The following is a 19312-nucleotide window of genomic DNA, read 5'->3' on the forward strand; positions in this document are numbered from 1 at the left end:
AGGCACGGAGCCTATTAACGATAGGTGATATTTCGACACAACTATTCGGGTCGCGCAAACGCGCGTTATCTGGGAAATATGCCATTTAGACATCCTTTTTAACTGGTTTACTCAGGTTTGCAGCAAATCCGATCCGGGCACAAAGACAATTCCTTGACAATTTATGTGCAAAAAACGCACACATAAGAATGGTTCGGCAACTTCCACCTCTGAATGCCCTGCGCGCCTTTGAGGCGGCGGGCCGTCATCAAAGCTTCTCGCGGGCGGCGGCGGAGCTGGCGGTCAGCCATTCCTCCATCAGCCGGCATGTGCGCGGGCTTGAGGATCGCCTTGGGGTGCAGCTGTTTCGCGATCTGCCGCGTGGTCTTGAGCTGTCGGAATATGGCGCGGCGTATCTGGCGCAGGTGTCGCCCGCTCTTGATGCAATTGCCTCTGCCACCGAGACCCTGACGGAAGTGCCAAAAGGGACCGTCTGGGTGAATTCAGAGACCTTGTTTGCGACCAAGCTGCTTGTCCCGCGATTGGGCGAGTTTGCGACAATGCACCCGGATATTGAAATAAGGTTGGAAGCCTCGCGCCATTTGGCGGATGTGGCCCGGTATGAGGCGGATCTCGCCATCCGGTTTGTGCGCCCTGAAAGCCGGTATCCAGGGGCGGAGCTGATCAGCGATGCGCCGATGCACCCCTATGCCTCTCCCAAGTTGCTAGAGTTGCCCCTCACGTCAACCCGTGATTTGTTGTCCTATCCTTTGTTGAAGGATCGCAGCAGCGGCACATGGGACATGTGGTTTGCTCTAACCGGTGAGGTCACACCGGAAGAGGTGCCGCAATCCACATGGCGGATGAGTTCGGTGTTGGCGGTCGAGGCTGCGGTTGCCGGGCAGGGCATCCTGCTGGTTTCGGATGAGGTGGTTGCCGGCGAGGTTGCAGCGGGACGTCTGATCCGCATTTCAGAGGTCGGGTTTCGTGAAGGTGGCTACTATCTTTTGCAGGGCGAGGGCGTGATGCGCCGCAAGGCCGTGCGGGTGTTTCGGGATTGGCTGATGGCCGAAACGGCACTGTGGCGCGGGGCCGGTGAATGAAAGATCAACCAAAAGGTTGAATGTGTGAGGTTGGGTGAATTCCTGTCTGGCAGAGGTGCGGTTGTTGAAGGGGATCAAAAATGCCAATTTTTTTCAATGCTTTGGCGTATATACTCCCTCGGTTGACTCTACGCACGGAGATGATTAGCAACCCCTTAAGAATTCCAGTGGGGAATTGCACCGTGTCAGATCAAGACCTTCGCGATCTCGAAGCCAAGATCGAAGCCGCCAAGGCGCGCTCGGCACCGGCAAAACCCCATCAGGAAGAACACTATTCACAGGCGCAGCTTGCCTGGCGGATGGTGATAGAGTTGGTGGCCGGTCTGGGGATCGGTTTCGGCATCGGATACGGATTGGATGTGCTGTTTGGCACGCTGCCTATTTTCATGGTGCTGTTTGTCATGCTGGGTCTTGCGGCGGGGGTGAAAACGATGCTCCGCTCGGCGCAAGAAATCCAGAGCAAGAAAATGGCCCAGGAGGCCAGCAGGAACGCGCCCCTCGGGGACGACAAGAACGAAGGAGCCTGAGATGGCCACAGAGACACACGGCGCTGAAGAAGGCGGATTGGTTTTCCACCCGATGGACCAGTTCATCGTCAAGCCATTCCTCGGTGAAGGCAGCGATGTGGCGTGGTACACAGTGACCAACGCAACAGTCTGGATGTTTCTGGCCGTGATCGCGACCTTCCTGTTGTTGGTTCTGGGCAGCTCCAAACGCTCTGTTGTGCCGTCCCGGATGCAGTCGGTTGCGGAACTTGCCTATGGCTTTGTGTATAAGATGGTTGAAGACATCTGCGGCAAGGAAGGGGTCAAGTATTTCCCTTACATCATGACCCTGTTCATGTTCATTGTCTGCTCTAACTTCCTTGGCCTGTTGCCGACGTCCTTTACACCAACATCGCACTTCGCGGTAACTGTTGTTCTGGCCTTCGCAGTATTCATCACAGTGACCGTTCTTGGTTTCGTCAAAAACGGCGCGGCGTTTCTTGGCCTGTTCTGGGTGTCTTCGGCCCCGCTGGCCCTCCGCCCGGTTCTGGCGATCATCGAGCTGATTTCCTACTTTGTACGTCCGGTCAGCCACTCTATTCGTCTGGCGGGCAACGTCATGGCGGGTCACGCGGTGATCAAGGTTTTCGCAGGCTTCGCAGCCCTTACACTGGTATCCCCGGTTGCGATCCTCGGCATTACGGCGATGTACGGTCTGGAGGTCCTCGTGTCCTTCATTCAGGCCTATGTCTTTACGATCCTGACATGCGTGTACCTCAAGGACGCGCTGCACCCCTCACACTAACGACGGCGGGGATATCCCCCGCCCTACCTTATACTTCCAACCCATAGGAGAATACTCATGGAAGGCGAACTCGCACACATCGGCGCAGGTCTGGCAGCAATCGGTTCCGGCGCAGCCGCAATCGGTGTTGGTAACGTTGCAGGCAACTATCTGGCAGGCGCTCTGCGCAACCCATCTGCTGCTGCATCCCAGACAGCCACATTGTTCATCGGCATCGCGTTTGCGGAAGCCCTGGGGATCTTCGCGTTCCTCGTTGCTCTGCTGTTGATGTTCGCTGTTTAATCTTCGGTAACGACTTTCTTATGCGCGGGCAGGGGTAACTCCTTGGCCGCGCATAAGTCCCACATCGCTCGGGTCTCGTTTCCAAGGAGAAGCCAAAATGGCAACTGAAACACATAGCGCAGAGGTGGCCTCGGCCCCCGGCATGCCACAGCTGGATTTTTCCACTTGGGGCAACCAGATCTTCTGGCTCGTGCTGGCGCTTATTGCAATTTATCTGATCCTGTCGCGGGTCGCATTGCCCCGCATCGGTGCGGTTCTGGCAGAGCGGTCAGGCACGATCACCAACGATCTGGCTGCGGCCGAAGATCTGAAAGCCAAGGCTGTCGAAGCTGAAGCCGCCTATGACAAGGCATTGATCGACGCCCGCGCCGAAGCACATAACATCGTTGAAAACGCCAAGGCAGAAATCAAGGCTGATCTTGATGTCGCCATCGCGAAGGCAGATGCGGAGATTGCGGCCAAGGCTGCGGAATCCGAAAAAGCCATCAGCGAGATTCGCGCCTCTGCTATGGAGAACGTGAAGGTTGTGGCAAAAGACACCGCAAAAGAAATCGTCGCTGCCCTTGGTGGCAAGGCTGATGCCAAGACGATCACTGCCGCGGTTACAGCCCGGATGAAAGGATGAACACCATGCGTTTGACCCTTACAGCCGCGTTGGCCACCGTCGCCGCCTCTCCGGCATTTGCCGCATCCGGCCCGTTCTTCTCGCTGCGCAACACCGACTTTGTCGTGCTGCTGGCCTTTCTTCTGTTCATTGCTGTGTTGTTCTATTTCAAAGTGCCTAGCCTTTTGGGTGGTATGCTGGATCAACGCGCCGCAGGCATCAAATCAGAACTGGATGAAGCCCGCAAACTGCGTGAGGAAGCACAAACCCTGCTGGCCTCTTACGAGCGCAAGCAAAAGGAAGTGCAGGAACAGGCTGATCGTATTGTGGCCGCTGCCAAAGAAGAGGCAACAGCTGCCGGCGCTCAGGCGCGGGTTGATCTGGAAAAATCCGTGGCACGCCGCATGGCCGCTGCCGCAGACCAGATCGGTTCAGCCGAAGCTGCAGCCATCAAGGAAGTGCGCGATCAGGCCGCAGCGATCGCTGTTGCTGCTGCCCGTGATGTGATCGCCAAACAGATGTCTGCCGCTGATGGCAACGCGCTGATTGACGATGCGATTGCGCAAGTGGATGCCAAGCTGCACTAAGCCGGGTTTCCCAAAAGAATAGACAAAAGCCCTGACCATTGTGTCGGGGCTTTTGCGTTTGTGGACCCAAAACTAGGGGCATAGTGTCTACCCCGGCTTGCCACAGCCTGGGAAAGCAGCTTACCCGTTGGTTTCATGTTCCAGACGTTGGCGGGCGACGCGTTCGTTGCGTTCTGCCTTTTGTTGATCCGCCAGAGAGGCTTCAACAAAATCCAGATGCGCCTCAATTGCAGCGCGGGCCGCATCGCCATCCCGTGCCTGTAGCGCATCGTTGATCGCACGATGTTGGTCCAGCAGAGCGGCACGGTTGGTCCGCTGTTTGAACATGACTTGCCGGTTGTAAAACACGCCGCCCCGCAACAGCTCGTACATCGACCGCATCATATGCAGCATCACCACATTATGGCTGGCCTCGATGATCGCCATGTGAAACTGCGCATCCAACTGCGCCTCTTCATCGGGAACGCGTTTCTCATGCGCTGCTTCCATCTTTTGAAACACCGCGTTCACAACCGCCAAATCCGTGTCCGAGCCAAGGCGCGCGGCGCGCTCTGCCGCCAATGCTTCCATGTCGCGCCTGAAAGACAGGTAATCGAAAACGGCTTCATCATGCCGGCCAAAAAGGGCAACCAGCGCCGGAGAAAAGGCGCTTCCCAAAACATCCGCAACATAGACGCCAGCACCGGGTTTCGCGCTTAGCAGCCCCACGGTCTGCAATTCTGAAATCGCATCGCGCAGAGAAGGGCGGGAGACCTTCAACCGTTCTGCCAGCTCCCTTTCGGGCGGCAGACGTTCACCGGCACGCAAGATGCCGCGCAGGATCAGCAGTTCGATCTGGCGAACAACAGCGGTGGACAGTTTTTCCGAGGCGACGGGTTGAAACGGCATGCGACCTTCCTTGAATTGGTTCGATCATATTACCGCTGGCCCGGCGGAGCAATGACCGCGCTGCGACAGAACGGGTTTCCCGGCGGCTTTCGCCACGGTCTTGTTAAGAGTTGATTAACCACAGCACCCCAAGATCACGAGATGTTTCGCGTCCTTTTACCATCGCTGGCCCTGCTGTCGGCCAGTTGCAATCTACCCAGTGTTGAATATCGCGGGATCACCCCCACGCGTGTTACCGTTCAGGGTTCTGTTTTCGATGTGCGTCAGCGCGGCAATCGTGCAGAGGCGATCCGCATTAATCCTCAATACGGCCCGCGATTTGGCCCGATCCGTGATCGGGCTGGGTTGGCAATGGCGCTGGTCAGCGGTTGTCGGGCGGTCAGCGTGACCGGCGATCAGGCGCAGGCTTTTGGCCGGTTGGACTGTGGATCTGGTGCCGCGCCAATCCTCTCCAATCCACAGTCTTATGATTGTGTGCCGCTCCGCGGATCAAGTATCCCCGAGATTGGCCAAATCCGGGTCGATCTGGACTGCGATCCGGCCTAACCCCGCCATATCTTGTGGATAACTCCGCTCATTCGGGCATCCCTTGTGGGGATCGCTTGACAGCTGCCCCTGCCAAAACGCATTTTACAGAACGCAGGAATCATCGGGAACCCGGCACAGGTGCGCTTTTCCAAACTCAGATTGACCGGCTTCAAAAGCTTCGTTGACCCGACCGACCTGATCATCGCCGATGGTCTGACAGGGGTGGTGGGCCCAAACGGCTGTGGCAAGTCCAATCTGCTAGAGGGGCTGCGCTGGGTCATGGGGGAAAACCGGCCCAAGGCGATGCGGGGCGGCGGCATGGAGGATGTAATCTTTGCCGGTGCCGCAACCCGCCCGGCCCGCAACTTTGCTGAAGTTGCCCTGCATATCGACAATTCTGAACGTCTGGCCCCCGCCGGATTCAACGACAGTGACAACCTTGAGATCGTGCGCCGCATCACCCGCGATGTGGGCAGCGCCTATAAGGCGGCGGGCAAGGATGTGCGCGCCCGTGATGTGCAGATGCTGTTTGCGGATGCCTCGACCGGGGCGCATTCGCCCGCACTGGTGCGTCAGGGGCAGATCGCCGAACTGATCAACGCCAAACCCAAAAACCGCCGCCGTATCTTGGAAGAAGCCGCAGGTATTTCCGGGCTTTACCAACGTCGGCATGAGGCAGAGCTGAAGCTGAACGGTGCCGAGGCCAATCTGGCGCGGGTGGATGATGTGATCGAACAATTGGCCACCCAGCTGGCGCAGTTGGCGCGACAAGCCCGTCAGGCAGCACGTTATCGCGAGATCGGTGATGCGCTGCGCCGCTCTGAAGGCATGCTGTTGTTTCGCCGCTGGCGCGAGGCAGAGGACGCCCGTGCTTTGGCGGAGGCAGAGCTGCGCAATCAGACAACGCTCGCAACGCAGGCCCAAGCGGTTGTGCAAGCCGCTGCCAAGGCGCGGCAGGTAGCCGAGGATGCGCTGCCTGCCCTGCGCGAGGAAGACGCGATTGCTGCGGCAGTGATGCAGCGATTGTCGGTACAGCGCGATACGCTGACCGATCAGGAAACCCGCGCCCAGCAGACGATAGAAACCCTGACTGGTCGGATTGCGCAATTGACCCGTGATATCGACCGCGAGGCAGGGTTGAACCGCGATGCGGGTGAGACAATTGCGCGTTTGGAATGGGAGGCGGGCGAGCTGGCCAAGGCGGGCGAGGGCCATGCCGAGGCGCTTGAGGCCGCATCCCAGGCAGCGCAGGAAGCGGCGGGCGTTCTGCAAGCCCGCGAGAGCGACCTATCCGAACAAACCGAAGATGTTGCCCGTCTGGCCGCACGCCACGGGTCGGCACAACGGCTGTTGGAAGACAGCCGTAAAACACAGGCCAAATCCGAAAGCGAAGCGCAAAAGGCACAAGAGGCAGCGGCGCAGAGCCAGTTGACATTGGATCAGGCCAAGGCGGGTTTCGAAATTGCGCAGGCGGCGGAGGTGGCGGCGGTCGCGGCGGCGGAACAGGCGGAAGTGGCTCTGCTCAACGCTGAAGAGGCGCGGGCCGAAACGCAGGCCCGCGAGGCCGATGCCCGTGGGGAACGCTCCGAAGCTGAGGGCGAGATGAACGCGTTGCGTGCCGAAGTTGCCGCATTGGCCAAGCTGGTGGAGCGTGACACAGCCGAAGGCGGGCAGATACTGGACCGTTTGCAGGTGGAGCACGGGTTTGAAAAAGCCTTGGGTGCTGCCTTGGCGGATGATCTGCGCGCACCCGAGGTGGAGGCCGATGGCCCCTCCGGCTGGGCGGTGTTGCCGCGCTACGATCAGGGACAGTCCTTGCCAGCGGGTGTGACACCCCTGTCACAACATGTGTCGGTGCCTGATGTTCTGGACCGGCGGATGGGGCAGATTGGGTTGGTCGACCCGGACGAGGGTCCGGGATTGCAGGCCGCCTTGCTGCCTGGACAACGGCTGGTATCGCTTGAAGGGGATCTGTGGCGCTGGGACGGGTTTCGGGCATGGGCCGAGGATGCACCATCAGCAGCAGCCTTACGTTTGCAACAGCTGAACCGGCTTGAGGTTCTGAAACAGGCGTTGGAACAAGCGAGCCAGCAGGCCGAAGGCGCACGTGCCGCCCATGACAGCCTGACGCGTCGCTTGGCAGAACAGACCGACGCAGACAAACGCGCCCGCGAGGCCCGCCGGAATGCGGATCGGGCGGTGGCCGATGCCGGCCGTGCGCTTAGCCGTGTCGAGGCAGATCGCAACCTTGCCGAGGGGCGGTTGGAGAGTCTGGGGTTGGCGGTAAAGCGTCACGAGGACGAGGCGATGGCCGCCCGGGGTCGTGTCCTGGAGGCTGAACGTGCCTTGGCCGAGCTGGGAGATCTGGCAGATGCCCGCGCCGGGATTGAAGACCTGCGCATGACGGTTGAGGCCGCGCGGATCACAATGATGTCGCGCCGTTCTGCCCATGATGAGTTGCGCCGTGAAGGGGATGCGCGGGTCAAACGGTCACAGGAAGTGACCAAAGAGACCAGCGGCTGGCGGCACCGGCTTGAGACCGCGGAAAAGCGCAGTGCGGAACTGGTCGAACGCAAGGAAGCATCCGAAGCGGAGCTGAAGGAAGCCAGCGCCGCACCGGCGGAAATTGCTGCCAAACGTGATGAGTTAAGCGCGGCGATTCAGACCGCCGAAACCCGCAAAACCGGCGCGGCTGATGCGCTGTCGGCTGCGGAAATGGCGTTGCGCGAAGCGACCGTTGCAGAACGTGAAGCAGAGCGGGATGCCTCCGAGGCCAGAGAGGCGCGGGCCCGTTCCGACGCCCGTGCCGAAGCCGCGAAAGAAACTGTCGCCGCCGCCGCTGAGCGGATTTTAGAAGACAGCCAGATGACGCCGGAAGAGCTTTTGACATCTTTGAACGCAACCCCTGACAAGATGCCCGGTGCCGGCGCATTGGAGGCGGATGTGAACCGGCTCAAACGTCAGCGGGACGCCTTGGGCGCGGTGAACCTGCGCGCGGAGGAAGACGCCAAAGAGGTGCAGGAGGAATATGACACGCTGACCGGCGAAAAGGGCGATCTGGAAGAGGCAATCAAAACCCTGCGTTCCGGCATCGCCAGTCTGAACCGCGAGGGACGCGAACGGTTGTTGACGGCTTTTGAGCAGGTGAATTCAAATTTCTCGATGTTGTTCACCCATCTGTTTGGTGGTGGGGATGCCAATCTGGTGATGGTGGAATCCGACGATCCGCTGGAGGCTGGTCTTGAGATTATGTGCCAGCCACCGGGCAAGAAACTCAGCACATTGAGTCTGCTGTCGGGGGGGGAACAGACCCTGACTGCGATGGCGCTGATTTTCGCGGTGTTCTTGGCCAACCCCGCGCCGATCTGTGTGCTGGACGAGGTTGACGCGCCTTTGGATGATGCAAACGTTACCCGCTTCTGTGATCTGCTGGACGAGATGTGCCGCCAGACTGACACGCGGTTTTTGATCATCACGCACCACGCGGTGACCATGGCGCGGATGGACCGCTTGTTTGGTGTGACGATGGCCGAGCAGGGCGTCAGCCAGCTGGTCTCGGTAGATCTGAAAAAGGCGGAAACGCTGGTCGCGTGATCCGCTACTTTGGTGCGACCTTCTCTACCGGCCCGCCGGCTTTTTCCCAGGCCCCGAAACCCTCTTTCAGATGCGCGGCGTCAAACCCCATATCTTGCAGGGTTGCCACGGAAATTGCCGACCGCCAGCCTGAGGCACAATGAAAGACAAATTTCTTGTCTTGGGCAAACACGTCTTTGAAATAGGGGCTATCGGGATCGACCCAGAATTCCAGCATCCCGCGCGGACAGTGGAAACTGCCGGGGATAAAGCCGCTGCGCGCGCGTTCACGCGGATCGCGCAGATCAACGATCTGGACGGCGGGATCATTGACCATTGCGATGCCGTCTGCGGTTTCGATCTCTTCAATGCGCGCCCGTGCGGCGGCGACCATTTCTGCGGCGGATGTTTTCAGGGCCATGGTATGTCCTTTGGGTTAGAGTTTTGACAGCAACGCAGGGGTGGGCCAGCCATCAACAGCCATGCCAAGGCGCGCCTGTTCGACACGCACGGCAGCACGGGTGGCAGCCCCCAGAATACCGTCGATGCCGCCCACATCATGCCCGCGGGCCTGCAGGCGGGTTTGAAGGTTTTTCATGTCACCACCTTCAAGCCCCTGATCGGGGTTGCCCGCATCAAACACCTGTGCCCCCTGCAGTCGCGTGGCGAAATATGCGGCGGTCATGACGTAGGTGAAACTTTGATTCCAGTCGAAATAGACGCGGAAATTGGGATAGGCGAGGAAGGCCGGCCCCTTGCGCCCCTGTGGCAGCAGGATAGCCGCCTCAAGCCCGGCGTGCAGCGGGCCGTTGCGCGGTGTCACGCCAAGTGCCTGCCAGTCTTCGGTGGATTTAACGGTTTCGAGCCCGGTCAAGGACCAGTCGAATGTCGCAGGCATCGTTACCTCGGCCAACCACGGCTCCCCTGCGCGCCAGCCAAGATCCTGCAACATCTTGCCCCCCGACATCAGCGCATCAGGAGCAGAGGTTTTTAACGAAACCTTGCCGTCACCATCGCCGTCGACACCGTTTTCCAGAATGTCACGGGGCAGCATCTGCACCATCCCGATCTCTCCGGCCCATGCCCCCGTGGTGCTGCGCGGATCAAACTGGCCCCGCGCGAAAAGCTCAATTGCGGCAAAGACCTGCGGGCGAAACAGCTCTGGTCGGCGGCAGTCATGGGCCAAGGTCACCAAAGCGTTGGCGGTGTTAAAGTCGCCCTGAAAGCTGCCATAGTCGGTTTCAAACGCCCAGAAGGCCAGCAGCACGCCGCGATCAACGCCATAGTCGCGCTCGATCCGGTCAAAGATACTATCATATCTTTCCCCATTTGCGCGGCCCCGGTTGATGCGGTCGTTTGAGATCAGGCGGCGCGAGAACTCAACGAAAGGCAGTTGAAATACACCCTGTTTGCGGTCCGCTTGCAGCACTGCGGGATCTTGGCGGACGCTGGCAAAGAATGCATCTGCGGTGATTTGGGGAATGCCTTTTGCCGCGGCCTCGGATTTCAGCCCCCCGATGAAATTGGTAAAGGACCCGCCGCATTCGGCTGCCGCGGAATGTGCCAGACCGGCAAACATAAGGGAAAGTAACAAACGTCGCATCGAAAATCCTCAACCAAGTAACATCGCAATGACAAACAGAAGCGCCAGACCTGTCGCCCATGCCTGCCACAGGCGGGTGATGCAGGCATCAATATGGGGGGCACCAATAGTGCGCGCACCTCGCGGGTTCACCCATGCAAATTCCTGCATGATGCCATCATAGGCACGTGGCCCGGCAAGCGCCACAGCGATGGCACGCGACATTGCCGCCTCTGGCCAGCCAGCGTTGGGCGATTTATGCAGCGCCGCATCGCGGCGGATTGCGGGCCATTGCGACAGGCCATGCGCAGGCAAAGCGATCAGCAATGCGGTAAGGCGGGCGGGCACCCAGTTCAGCAAATCATCCAGCCGCGCGGCGGCCCATCCGAAATCGGCGAAACGGGGCGTGAGATATCCGATCATACTGTCAGCGGTATTGATCAACTTATAGACCAGCAGCCCGGGCAGCCCGCCGATCAGAAACCAGAAGGCGGGTGCAATCACCCCGTCGCTCAGGTTCTCGGCACCACTTTCAATGGCAGATCGTGCAACCGCCGGTGCGTCCATGTTCCGGGTGTCACGGCTGACAATCATTGCGACAGCCCGCCGCCCCTGCGGCAAGGACAGGCGCAGCCCGTCCGCAACAGCGCAGACATGTTGCACGAGTGACCGATGGGCCAGAAGGATGGCGGTAATGATCATTTCAACGATGGGGCCAAACAGGCTCAGCAATGCGCCAAGGATACAGCCCAGCATAACCAGCCCCAGCACTACGAAGATGCCTTTGCCCTTGCGGCCTGATCCACGGTTGAAACGTTGATCGCACCAGCCGATCAGCCGGCCCATCAAAACGGCGGGATGGGGCAGGCGGTTCCACAGCCATTTTGGCTCTCCAATGAGCGCATCAAGCACAAGCGCAATGATCAGGATGCAGGCGCTGCTCATGCCAGAGCGGCCTCCAGTTGTGACCAGCGGTTGGTGGCCGGAAGGCCAAGACGCAGCCAGCGCGGATTATAGGGGAAGACCCTGCTCCAGATGTGGTGGCGGGCCAGACGGTCCTGCCATTGGCTGGCGTTCTCAACCTCGTAAAGCCGAAACAGCGATGTGCCGCCAACGGGTTTTGCACCCTGTTTGGTGAACAGCCTATCCAGCCGGATGGCATCCTGGGCCAGCCGCGCACGCGTGGCTTCCGCCCAGTTCAGATCGCGCAAGGCAGTGGTGCCGACCTCAAGCGCGGGCCCGGCAACGGCCCAAGGCCCCAGCATCCCAGCCAGCCGGTCCAGCAGCGCAGGATCGCCAATGACAAACCCAAGCCGCACCCCTGCCAAGCCCCAGAACTTGCCGAAACTTTTTAGGATCAGCGTGCCGGGTTTGGTGGCTTCGGCCATCAGAGTTCTATCCGGTGCAACATCACAGAAACTCTCGTCGATCACGCGTAAACTGCCGATGCAGTCCTGCGGTCCCCACAACCGGCCATCGGGGTTATTGGGGTGGACGTGCACGTTGGCGTCATGGGGGGCGGCATCACCCACCTCCCAGCCTGCGGCTGCAAAACTGGCGGCGTGTTCATTATAGGTAGGGCCGGGAATGTTGACGCGCCCTGTCGTGGCAAGCAGGGGAATATGCGCAATGGCAACCGAGGCACCGGCAACGGGCAAAATACCCGCGCTGTCGGGCACGGACCAAAACTGGCGGGCCGCGTCGATCAGCGCATGCCGTGCTGCCACATCCGGCAGGGCAGTCCAGGCGGCTTGTGGGATCGGGGGCAGGGGGTAGGAATCGGGGTTGATGCCCGTCGACAGATCCAGCCAGCTTTCGCGGTTGCCGCCGAAACGGTCGATCGCGGCGTCCAGATTGCCGCCATGGTCGCGCTTGTCCTGCATCTATCTGGCGTATCCTTTACAAACCCTTCCGGCAAAGCGGTGCCGTTACCTTGCACTGGCAGAGCGGAAAAACGCCGCTTTTTCAAGGGAAGTTTTGGTTGGTTAATCCTTTGTGGTCCGAATTAACGCTTTGTTAACGAAAAACAGGGACGACAGGCTTATGAGTGCCGAGCATCATATCCTAGCGCAGGTGCAGGACAGCTTCATGAGGGTCTTGATTGTGGAAAGCCGACCCGAGCTTGGTGCGCTTTGGCAGCGGCATCTTGAGCGTCACGGGATGCAGGTCAGCTGTATGACCACGCAGAACGCGGCAATGGCCTATGTTGCTGAATATAAGGTGGATATCATCATTCTGGACCTGGTGATCGAAGGTGGGTCTGCACTGGCGGTCTCTGATTTTGCCGCACTGAACCAACCCGATGCGCGGATCATCTTTGTGACCAATACCCGCTTTTTCTCGGATGGATCAATCTTTGGCCTTGCGGCAAATGCACGGGCCTTTCTGCCCGCTGGCACTCCGCCGGAAGATCTGGCCGTCATGGTCGAACATTATGGCACCCAAGGCCGCCAGTTTCATGCGCGTTCGTGAGGGGCGTTAAAATCAAGCTGGGGGTTTATCGGGATGATCCGGTTTGGATTGATGGTTTCATGGCTGTAGTGATAATGGCGCACAATGTGATCCATGTTCACCGTCGCGGCAATACCGGGCGTTTGATACAATGCGCGGGTATAGGCCCATAGGTTCGGGTAATCCACGATCCGGCGGCGGTTACATTTGAAATGCAGATGATACACCATGTCGAACCGCACCAGCGTCGGGAACAGCCGCCAATCGGCCTCGGTCAGCTGTGCACCCATCAGATAGCGGTTCTTTGACAACCGCTGCTCGATCCAGTCAAGCGTGTCAAACAATGGCACAACAGCCTCGTCATAGGCATCCTGCGTGGTGGCAAATCCGCAGCGATACACGCCGTTGTTGAAACTGTCGTAGATGCGGTCGTTCACCGGACCGATGGCGTCGCGCAGGTCCGCGGGCCAGTAGTCCTGAGTATTGCCGGTAATATCATCAAACGCGCTGTTGAACATGCGGATAATTTCAGAACTTTCGTTGGACACAATGGTGCCCTGCACCTTGTCCCACAGGATCGGCACGGTCACCCGGCCGGTGAACGCAGGATCTGCGCGGGTATAGATGTCGCGGGCAAATGGCAGACCAAAAAGCGTGTCGCCCGTGGCACCGGGATAGCCGTCGTCAAACGTCCAGCCGTCGCTTAGCATTTCGGGATGTACCACGCTGATGGTGATGTGATCACTCAGGTCTTTCAGCGCACGAAAGATCAGGGTGCGGTGGGCCCATGGGCAGGCATAGCTGACGTAAAGATGATAACGCCCGCTTTCTGCCTTGAACCCTGCCTGCCCTGAGGGACCCGCAGTGCCATCGGCGGTGACCCAATTGCGAAACTGCGCAGCGGAGCGTTCGAATTTGCCACCAGAAGACTTGGTATCATACCATTTGTCCTGCCATTTTCCGTCGACCAACAGCCCCATGTTTCATGCTCCTTTGCCTGTTAGCGGGATTGTAGCCTTGTTGTCATACTCTGCCCATATCAGTCGGAGGCGCAGCGGGGCTGCATCAGTGCACAGCCCGAATTCGGTTGATTTTTCTGTGGCATAGGCCACGTTAGGAGTATTGGGGTGGAGATGTATATGGAAGCGATGTTGTCGAAAGAGATACTTGCGGGGCTTGAGGCCGCGCGCCGCGAAAACCTGCGCCGTGCGTCAAGGTTGCGTCTGGAGGTCGAGGGGCAAAGCTACCCTGTGCTGCGCAAGTGGAAAAGCGGGTTTGCGGTTGCGGCTGAAAATGCGCCGCATCTGCGTGGATTGGTGGATTTGTTCGACGGCGGCGACCACCTGTTTCAATGCCTGATTGTCGCAAGTCAGGAAGAAGAAGGTGAAATGCAGTTTGAATTCAAACGCGCGACCGCTGTTGCAACAGCAGCCGCGCTTGATTTTGAACGCGCCTTTGACGCGCCGGTGGCCCTGATCGCCGCAGACTAGAGGCGGCGAAAGTCAGGTCGGTTTGGCAAGTTCCTTGAACCGCGCGCGGGCCTGCGAGAAGGAAAGCAGTCTTCTGCCTTCCTCGTCCCATAGGTGCAGGCGGGCATTGGCCAGACTTTCGCGGATCGTCATCCGGTTGCCTTCGGCCAGATCACTGTGATCACGCAGCACCTCGGGCAGGCGGTAAAACGGGATGCGGCTGTATAGATGATGCACGTGATGCACCCCGATATTGGCGCTAAGCCATTGCAGGATCGATGGCATTACATAGTGCGAGCTGCCATGCAAAGCGGCCTCGTGCAATTGCCAGTCCTCATCATTTTCCCAATGGGTCGTTTCAAACTGGTGCTGAACGTAGAACAGCCAGACACCGGCAGTCGCGGCCAACAGCGTCGAAGGTACAAAGATCAACAGAATCGGCATCAGCCCACCGAAGTACAGAATCGCCGCGAGGGCCGCGAGGATCACCAGATTGGTGCCCATGGCGCTGATCCAGTAACGCAGATTGTTCATTAAACCCAAGGGGATACGGTTTTGCAGAAAGAACAGATATCCCGGCCCAAGGCCAAACAGAATGATCGGGTGGCGGTAGAGGCGGTAGATCAGACGTTCAACCGTCCCGGCCTCGCGATACTCGGCCAATGTCATCGTGTGAACATCGCCCATGCCCCGGCGTCCAAGGTTGCCCGAAGAGCTGTGGTGAATCGAATGGGTGCGTTGCCAGACATCATAAGGCGTAAGCGTCAGCACCCCCAACGCGCGGCCCAGCCAGTCACTCAGCGTGCGGTTCTTGAAGAAGGCACCATGGCCACAATCATGCTGGATCGCGAAAAGGCGCAGCAAAAACGCGGCATTCAGCAGGGAAAGGCCAAAGGTCAGCCAATTGCTGACGGAGAGGGAGAGCCATGCAAGTATCCAGATCAGCAAAAACGGACCGATCGTTGCGGCCAGTTCGAAAGAGCTGCGCCAGCTGCTTGGTTCACGGTATTCGGCCAGAATTTTGACCCAGTCTCTTGCAGCGCGCGTTTCGGCCTGCGGCGGTGTGGTAGGGGAATGTTCGGACATGTGCCTGTTTTTCATTGTTGTTAGCCCCCTTCATAGAGCAATCGCCGGTTCACGCAAACGACACTTGCGCGATGAACCTTAATAATCTGTTCAGGGGTAATTTTCGGCGGCTTTCTGCGCTATGCAGACAGTAATACGGCCTTGTTGATGCGTAATCCGGCGTTCACCGCATGGTAGGTTGCACGCGGGGGATGTGCCGCTGTGTCGACATGTCGCATCAGCCAGCCGTGGCCCTGTAGCTGTTTGAAGGTTTGCGACAGTGCGCGGTCGGTGATGGCAGGCAGGGCTGTCTTAATCTGGGTAAAGGAACGCGGTTCCGGGCTGACCGTCAGGACCGGCAGTGTCCATGCGCGTCTCAGCAAGGGGGCGTCCTGTTCATCGGGTACAGCACACAATACGCGATGCGCCATGGCGGCGGCTTCGATGCCATTTGGCGTCAGGCGGTATTCCGGTCGCAAGGGGTGACCATGCCCCGGATTGCGCTCCAACAGACCAAGGTCGATCAAGTGATGCAGGCTTTGGGCAAAGGCCGTGCGCCCTGCCTTGGTGGCTTGCAACAAGGCAGCCTGTCGTCCGGGAACGCCCTGATCCAGCAGAGCGAGAATGCGCAGCGACCATGCGCGCGTTGTAATCTTGACAATCAGATTTATGTCCATAAAGTATAGTATATATAATTTTTATACAAAGGAAAAGCCCATGTCTGTTGTAACCGTTGATGACCAGATCACCATTGCGCTGTCGGTCCGTGACCGCCACGCAAGTGCGAAGTGGTATGAGGAGATGCTGGGGTTTTCACTGAATGTTCATATAGATGACGCCGGGTGGAGCGAGATGTCCACAAATACCAAAGGCGTTGTTCTGGGTCTGGGAGAGCAGGCAGAGCCGGTACCGGGCAACGCGGTGCCGGTATTTGGTGTGGCCGACATCGCCGCTGCCCGCAGTGCCTTGGAAGGGGCGGGCGTGAAGTTCGACGGGCCGACCGAAACCATGGAAGGTATGGTCAGCCTCGCCTCTCTCTATGACCCCGACGGCAACGCCCTGATGATTGCGCAGGACCTGTCCAAAGGGGGCTGATCCTGATCCGCGAGAGCCTATTGCAGGTCGCGGAACGCCTCTGCCAGACGGGTGCACGCCTCTTGCACCCGTGCACGGGGCGTGGCGATGTTGAACCGCAAAAAGCTCTCGCCACCCTTGCCAAAGGTAGGGCCGTGATTGACCGCGATCTTGGCATCTTCCTGAACGCGGCGGGTGAATTCATCCCGCGCCATGCCAGTATCGGCAAAATCGACCCAAGCCAGATAGGTGGCCTCAAGGTTCATCGACTTCAGCCCCGGTATGGCATTGACCGCCTCATCAAACAGCTGCCGGTTGCCATCCAGATAGGTGACCAGATCATCCACCCAAGCGGCCCCTTCCGGCGAATAGGCGGCAGTTGCCATGAACAACCCGAAAGAGTTCGCTGACAGCCCCATTGCCATCATCCGTGCGGCAAACTTTGCCCGCAAATCAGGGTCTTCGATGATCACATTGCCCGAATGGCTACCTGCAATGTTGAATGTCTTGGTGGTGGCGGTCATCATCACCAGCCGATCCTTGATGTCCTCGATATGCGCCATCGGGATGTGAGAGTTACCAGGCATCACCAGATCATGGTGGATCTCGTCAGAGACCAGAATCAGATCATGTCGTTTGGCAAAATCGGCGACACCTTGCAGCTCTGCACGGCTCCAGACACGGCCACCGGGGTTATGCGGTGAACACAGGATCAGCATCTTTTCGCCGCCGGTCATCTGCGCGTCCCAGGCGTCAAAGTCCATTTCATACCGGCCCGCGACCACCGGCATCTCGCATTCAACGACCTTGCGGCCCGCCGCTTCGATGACCCGTGCAAAGGCGTGGTATACCGGGGTGAACAAAACCACCCCGTCACCGGCATCCGTATAGGCGTCCACACACATCGCCGTGCCATTCACCAGACCATGGGTGGTAAAGATCCAGGAGGGGTCAATCTCCCAGTTATGGCGCGTTTTCATCCACCACTGGATTGCGTTCAGGTATTTGCTGTCATCGCCGAAATACCCGTAAACCCCATGATCAGTCATATCCCGCACGGCTTGTTGCACCACCGCGGGCGGGCGGAAATCCATGTCCGCAACCCACATCGCGATCCCCTCATCACGTGGCACACCATAAAGCGCCTCCATCTTGTCCCACTTGGCACAATGGGTGTTACGGCGGTCGATGATTTCGTCAAAACTCATGGGGGATGCTCCTGTTAGTCGAAGCGCAAGCTAGCAACTGACAGGCGGGCTGCAACCCCTTGCTTGCACAGACAGGGGGCTTGGCCTACATCAGCCCAATGAAACGCTCGATCCTTTTGCACCCCGACCCGCGCCTCAAGAAACTGGCCAAACCCGTTGCTGATCTCAGTGACGATTTGCGTCTGTTGGCGGATGATATGCTGCGCACCATGTATGAGGCCCCCGGCATCGGGCTGGCCGCACCGCAGGTCGGTGTGCTGGACCGGGTGATCGTGCTGGATTGCGTCAAGGAAGAGGGTGAGAAACCCCGCCCGCTGGTGATGTTCAATCCACGCATTCTGGCCAGTTCAGACGAGGAAAACACTTATGAGGAAGGCTGTTTGTCGCTGCCTGACCTTTATGCCGATGTGACCCGCCCCAAGGTGGTGGATGTGGAGTGGATGGACCGTGACGGCAACGCCCAAAGCGAAACCTTCGACGGGCTGTGGGCGACTTGTGTGCAGCATGAAATTGACCATCTGGATGGCAAGCTGTTCATTGACTACCTGAAACCGCTGAAACGACAGATGATGACCCGCAAGATGGTGAAACTGAAACGTGAACTGGCACGCGGATGAGCATCCTGCCGATCCTGCTCTGGCCTGATCCGCGTCTGGTCGAGACAGCTGTGCCGGTCGAAGAGATCACACCAGAGATCGAAACACTGGCTGCCGATATGCTGGAGACGATGTATGCCGCCCCCGGCCGTGGGCTGGCCGCACCGCAAGTTGGCGTGATGCAGCGGATTTTTGTGATGGACGCTGGCTGGAAAGAAGGCAAATCCGACCCGCTGGTCTGTATCAACCCGATGTTGCAGGAAATCAGCGAAGAGCGGCAGGTCAATGATGAAGGCTGCCTCAGCATTCCGGGGGTGACGGCATCCGTGAACCGGCCCGCACAGGTGCAAATTGTTTGGACCGGCCTGAACGGCGGGCGTTATGTCCAAAGTTTTGACGGCTTTGCCGCCGCCTGTGTCCAACATGAACTGGATCATCTGGACGGGGTGGTCACCTTTGATCATCTTGCGGCTGACGATCGCACGGCCCTGATTGCGGAGTATAACGCACAATGACAGTCCGCAAAATCCTGCAATGGCCCGACAAACGTCTGCGTACCAAAGCCGAAGAGGTAAGCGAGATCACCGATGAAATTCGCACGATCTGGCAGGATATGGTCGATACCATGGATGCCATGCCGGGCGTGGGGCTTGGCGCGCCGCAGATCGGTGTGATGCTGCAACTGGCCGTGGTCGATGCCTCCAGTGACCGGAACAAACGGATTCTGATGGCAAATCCACAGGTCATCGAATCCTCGGCAAAACCAAATGTGCATGAAGAGGCGAGCCCCTGTTTGCCCGGTGTATCGGCCAAGATCACCCGCCCGCGCGCGGTCTCTGTGCGCTATCTGAACGCTGATGGTGTGATTGCGCGGGGTGAATTTGTCGGATTGGAAGCAACCAGCGTGCAGCACCAGATCGACCATCTGGCGGGGCGGATGTATTTTGACAAGCTCAGCAAGACCAAACGCGACATGCTGCTGCGCAAGGCGCAAAAACTTAAAGGTTAAACAAGGCCTTTGGCCGTGAACAGG

23 protein-coding genes are annotated in these 19312 nt (G+C 58.7%); 14 read left to right on the forward strand and 9 right to left on the reverse strand.

The window, feature by feature from the left end; all coding sequences use genetic code 11:
- The first annotated feature begins 188 nt into the window (after positions 1-188).
- The 6 genes from QQL78_RS00515 (at position 189) to QQL78_RS00540 (ending at position 3845) form a co-directional block, all read left to right on the forward strand.
- Entirely contained in the window at positions 189-1082 is an 894-nt protein-coding gene (locus tag QQL78_RS00515; protein WP_284369493.1) for a LysR substrate-binding domain-containing protein, read from the forward strand.
- Positions 1083-1222: 140 nt separating this feature from the next.
- A complete protein-coding gene (locus QQL78_RS00520) occupies positions 1223-1609 on the forward strand; it encodes an AtpZ/AtpI family protein (RefSeq protein ID WP_386258943.1) in 387 nt (128 codons plus the stop codon).
- Position 1610: 1 nt separating this feature from the next.
- Positions 1611-2372, forward strand: coding sequence for a F0F1 ATP synthase subunit A (locus QQL78_RS00525; protein ID WP_284369496.1), 762 nt, complete (start codon positions 1611-1613; stop codon positions 2370-2372).
- Between the two features lie 57 nt (positions 2373-2429).
- Complete coding sequence (locus tag QQL78_RS00530) at positions 2430-2654, forward strand: F0F1 ATP synthase subunit C (RefSeq protein ID WP_011567586.1); 225 nt, start codon at positions 2430-2432, stop codon at positions 2652-2654.
- A gap of 97 nt (positions 2655-2751) precedes the next feature.
- The gene (locus QQL78_RS00535; RefSeq protein ID WP_284369510.1) at positions 2752-3279 is read left to right on the forward strand and encodes a F0F1 ATP synthase subunit B'; all 528 of its coding nucleotides are present in this window, start codon (positions 2752-2754) and stop codon (positions 3277-3279) included.
- Positions 3280-3284: 5 nt separating this feature from the next.
- The gene (locus tag QQL78_RS00540; protein WP_284369511.1) at positions 3285-3845 is read left to right on the forward strand and encodes a F0F1 ATP synthase subunit B; all 561 of its coding nucleotides are present in this window, start codon (positions 3285-3287) and stop codon (positions 3843-3845) included.
- Positions 3846-3965: 120 nt separating this feature from the next.
- Here QQL78_RS00540 and QQL78_RS00545 read toward each other — a convergent pair whose 3' ends face one another.
- The gene (locus tag QQL78_RS00545; protein WP_284369513.1) at positions 3966-4733 is read right to left on the reverse strand and encodes a FadR/GntR family transcriptional regulator; all 768 of its coding nucleotides are present in this window, start codon (positions 4731-4733) and stop codon (positions 3966-3968) included.
- Between the two features lie 141 nt (positions 4734-4874).
- Between QQL78_RS00545 and QQL78_RS00550 the strand changes: the two genes are divergently transcribed.
- Both QQL78_RS00550 and smc read left to right on the forward strand, forming a co-directional pair.
- Positions 4875-5279 carry a hypothetical protein gene (locus tag QQL78_RS00550; protein ID WP_284369515.1) on the forward strand — a complete coding sequence of 135 codons (405 nt, stop codon included), beginning with the start codon at positions 4875-4877 and terminating at the stop codon, positions 5277-5279.
- 120 nt (positions 5280-5399) lie between these two features.
- The gene (smc, locus tag QQL78_RS00555) at positions 5400-8855 is read left to right on the forward strand and encodes a chromosome segregation protein SMC (RefSeq protein ID WP_284369517.1); all 3456 of its coding nucleotides are present in this window, start codon (positions 5400-5402) and stop codon (positions 8853-8855) included.
- 4 nt (positions 8856-8859) lie between these two features.
- On the opposite strand, the gene QQL78_RS00560 is transcribed toward smc, so the two are convergent.
- Genes QQL78_RS00560 through QQL78_RS00575 form a run of 4 tightly spaced genes read right to left on the reverse strand, consistent with a single transcriptional unit; the run spans position 8860 to position 12299 of the window.
- Positions 8860-9255 (reverse strand): rhodanese-like domain-containing protein, encoded by a 396-nt coding sequence (locus QQL78_RS00560; protein WP_284369519.1) that lies wholly within the window; start codon positions 9253-9255, stop codon positions 8860-8862.
- Between the two features lie 15 nt (positions 9256-9270).
- On the reverse strand, positions 9271-10437 hold the full coding sequence (locus QQL78_RS00565; protein ID WP_284369521.1) for a lytic murein transglycosylase: 1167 nt from the start codon (positions 10435-10437) through the stop codon (positions 9271-9273).
- Positions 10438-10446: 9 nt separating this feature from the next.
- Positions 10447-11361 (reverse strand): adenosylcobinamide-phosphate synthase CbiB, encoded by a 915-nt coding sequence (gene cbiB, locus QQL78_RS00570; RefSeq protein WP_284369523.1) that lies wholly within the window; start codon positions 11359-11361, stop codon positions 10447-10449.
- Positions 11358-12299, reverse strand: a complete 942-nt coding sequence (locus tag QQL78_RS00575) for a threonine-phosphate decarboxylase (protein WP_284369525.1) — start codon at positions 12297-12299, stop codon at positions 11358-11360. The genes cbiB and QQL78_RS00575 overlap by 4 nt, the downstream gene beginning before the upstream one ends.
- A gap of 205 nt (positions 12300-12504) precedes the next feature.
- Between QQL78_RS00575 and QQL78_RS00580 the strand changes: the two genes are divergently transcribed.
- Positions 12505-12888: a response regulator gene (locus QQL78_RS00580; RefSeq protein WP_284369527.1), complete on the forward strand. Its 384-nt coding sequence runs from the start codon at positions 12505-12507 to the stop codon at positions 12886-12888.
- On the opposite strand, the gene QQL78_RS00585 is transcribed toward QQL78_RS00580, so the two are convergent.
- Positions 12873-13847 (reverse strand): glutathione S-transferase family protein, encoded by a 975-nt coding sequence (locus QQL78_RS00585; RefSeq protein ID WP_284369528.1) that lies wholly within the window; start codon positions 13845-13847, stop codon positions 12873-12875. The two genes, QQL78_RS00580 and QQL78_RS00585, sit on opposite strands and share 16 nt — an antisense overlap.
- A 159-nt stretch (positions 13848-14006) precedes the next feature.
- On the opposite strand from QQL78_RS00585, the gene QQL78_RS00590 reads away from it, so the two are divergent.
- Complete coding sequence (locus tag QQL78_RS00590) at positions 14007-14357, forward strand: hypothetical protein (RefSeq protein WP_284375383.1); 351 nt, start codon at positions 14007-14009, stop codon at positions 14355-14357.
- 12 nt (positions 14358-14369) lie between these two features.
- Here QQL78_RS00590 and QQL78_RS00595 read toward each other — a convergent pair whose 3' ends face one another.
- Together QQL78_RS00595 and QQL78_RS00600 are read right to left on the reverse strand one after the other, a co-directional pair.
- Positions 14370-15437, reverse strand: a complete 1068-nt coding sequence (locus QQL78_RS00595; RefSeq protein WP_386258671.1) for a fatty acid desaturase — start codon at positions 15435-15437, stop codon at positions 14370-14372.
- Positions 15438-15541: 104 nt separating this feature from the next.
- The gene (locus QQL78_RS00600) at positions 15542-16078 is read right to left on the reverse strand and encodes a winged helix-turn-helix transcriptional regulator (protein WP_284369530.1); all 537 of its coding nucleotides are present in this window, start codon (positions 16076-16078) and stop codon (positions 15542-15544) included.
- Between the two features lie 40 nt (positions 16079-16118).
- Here QQL78_RS00600 and QQL78_RS00605 point away from each other — a divergent pair, with 40 nt between their 5' ends.
- Entirely contained in the window at positions 16119-16496 is a 378-nt protein-coding gene (locus QQL78_RS00605) for a VOC family protein (RefSeq protein WP_284369532.1), read from the forward strand.
- Positions 16497-16513: 17 nt separating this feature from the next.
- On the opposite strand, the gene QQL78_RS00610 is transcribed toward QQL78_RS00605, so the two are convergent.
- A complete protein-coding gene (locus tag QQL78_RS00610) occupies positions 16514-17683 on the reverse strand; it encodes a MalY/PatB family protein (RefSeq protein ID WP_284369534.1) in 1170 nt (389 codons plus the stop codon).
- Between the two features lie 98 nt (positions 17684-17781).
- Here QQL78_RS00610 and def (QQL78_RS00615) point away from each other — a divergent pair, with 98 nt between their 5' ends.
- The 3 genes from def (QQL78_RS00615) to def (QQL78_RS00625) are packed head-to-tail and all read left to right on the forward strand — an operon-like array spanning position 17782 to position 19288.
- On the forward strand, positions 17782-18300 hold the full coding sequence (gene def / locus QQL78_RS00615; protein ID WP_284375387.1) for a peptide deformylase: 519 nt from the start codon (positions 17782-17784) through the stop codon (positions 18298-18300).
- Positions 18297-18794 carry a peptide deformylase gene (gene def / locus QQL78_RS00620; protein ID WP_284369538.1) on the forward strand — a complete coding sequence of 166 codons (498 nt, stop codon included), beginning with the start codon at positions 18297-18299 and terminating at the stop codon, positions 18792-18794. The genes def (QQL78_RS00615) and def (QQL78_RS00620) overlap by 4 nt, the downstream gene beginning before the upstream one ends.
- Complete coding sequence (gene def, locus QQL78_RS00625; protein WP_284369540.1) at positions 18791-19288, forward strand: peptide deformylase; 498 nt, start codon at positions 18791-18793, stop codon at positions 19286-19288. The genes def (QQL78_RS00620) and def (QQL78_RS00625) overlap by 4 nt, the downstream gene beginning before the upstream one ends.
- The last annotated feature ends 24 nt before the right edge of the window (positions 19289-19312 follow it).

The sequence above is a fragment of the Sulfitobacter pacificus genome (genome assembly GCF_030159975.1).
In the GTDB taxonomy this organism is placed as follows: Bacteria; Pseudomonadota; Alphaproteobacteria; order Rhodobacterales; family Rhodobacteraceae; genus Sulfitobacter; species Sulfitobacter pacificus.

Coding starts and splice junctions, on each gene's coding strand:
- QQL78_RS00515 (WP_284369493.1), top strand. CDS start 189: ATGGTTCGGCAACTTCCACCTCTGAATGCCCTGCGCGCCTTTGAGGCG.
- QQL78_RS00520 (WP_386258943.1), top strand. CDS start 1,223: ATGATTAGCAACCCCTTAAGAATTCCAGTGGGGAATTGCACCGTGTCA.
- QQL78_RS00525 (WP_284369496.1), top strand. CDS start 1,611: ATGGCCACAGAGACACACGGCGCTGAAGAAGGCGGATTGGTTTTCCAC.
- QQL78_RS00530 (WP_011567586.1), top strand. CDS start 2,430: ATGGAAGGCGAACTCGCACACATCGGCGCAGGTCTGGCAGCAATCGGT.
- QQL78_RS00535 (WP_284369510.1), top strand. CDS start 2,752: ATGGCAACTGAAACACATAGCGCAGAGGTGGCCTCGGCCCCCGGCATG.
- QQL78_RS00540 (WP_284369511.1), top strand. CDS start 3,285: ATGCGTTTGACCCTTACAGCCGCGTTGGCCACCGTCGCCGCCTCTCCG.
- QQL78_RS00545 (WP_284369513.1), bottom strand. CDS start 4,733: ATGCCGTTTCAACCCGTCGCCTCGGAAAAACTGTCCACCGCTGTTGTT.
- QQL78_RS00550 (WP_284369515.1), top strand. CDS start 4,875: ATGTTTCGCGTCCTTTTACCATCGCTGGCCCTGCTGTCGGCCAGTTGC.
- QQL78_RS00560 (WP_284369519.1), bottom strand. CDS start 9,255: ATGGCCCTGAAAACATCCGCCGCAGAAATGGTCGCCGCCGCACGGGCG.
- QQL78_RS00565 (WP_284369521.1), bottom strand. CDS start 10,437: ATGCGACGTTTGTTACTTTCCCTTATGTTTGCCGGTCTGGCACATTCC.
- cbiB (WP_284369523.1), bottom strand. CDS start 11,361: ATGAGCAGCGCCTGCATCCTGATCATTGCGCTTGTGCTTGATGCGCTC.
- QQL78_RS00575 (WP_284369525.1), bottom strand. CDS start 12,299: ATGCAGGACAAGCGCGACCATGGCGGCAATCTGGACGCCGCGATCGAC.
- QQL78_RS00580 (WP_284369527.1), top strand. CDS start 12,505: ATGAGGGTCTTGATTGTGGAAAGCCGACCCGAGCTTGGTGCGCTTTGG.
- QQL78_RS00585 (WP_284369528.1), bottom strand. CDS start 13,847: ATGGGGCTGTTGGTCGACGGAAAATGGCAGGACAAATGGTATGATACC.
- QQL78_RS00590 (WP_284375383.1), top strand. CDS start 14,007: ATGGAAGCGATGTTGTCGAAAGAGATACTTGCGGGGCTTGAGGCCGCG.
- QQL78_RS00595 (WP_386258671.1), bottom strand. CDS start 15,437: ATGAAAAACAGGCACATGTCCGAACATTCCCCTACCACACCGCCGCAG.
- QQL78_RS00600 (WP_284369530.1), bottom strand. CDS start 16,078: ATGGACATAAATCTGATTGTCAAGATTACAACGCGCGCATGGTCGCTG.
- QQL78_RS00605 (WP_284369532.1), top strand. CDS start 16,119: ATGTCTGTTGTAACCGTTGATGACCAGATCACCATTGCGCTGTCGGTC.
- QQL78_RS00610 (WP_284369534.1), bottom strand. CDS start 17,683: ATGAGTTTTGACGAAATCATCGACCGCCGTAACACCCATTGTGCCAAG.
- def (WP_284375387.1), top strand. CDS start 17,782: ATGAAACGCTCGATCCTTTTGCACCCCGACCCGCGCCTCAAGAAACTG.
- def (WP_284369538.1), top strand. CDS start 18,297: ATGAGCATCCTGCCGATCCTGCTCTGGCCTGATCCGCGTCTGGTCGAG.
- def (WP_284369540.1), top strand. CDS start 18,791: ATGACAGTCCGCAAAATCCTGCAATGGCCCGACAAACGTCTGCGTACC.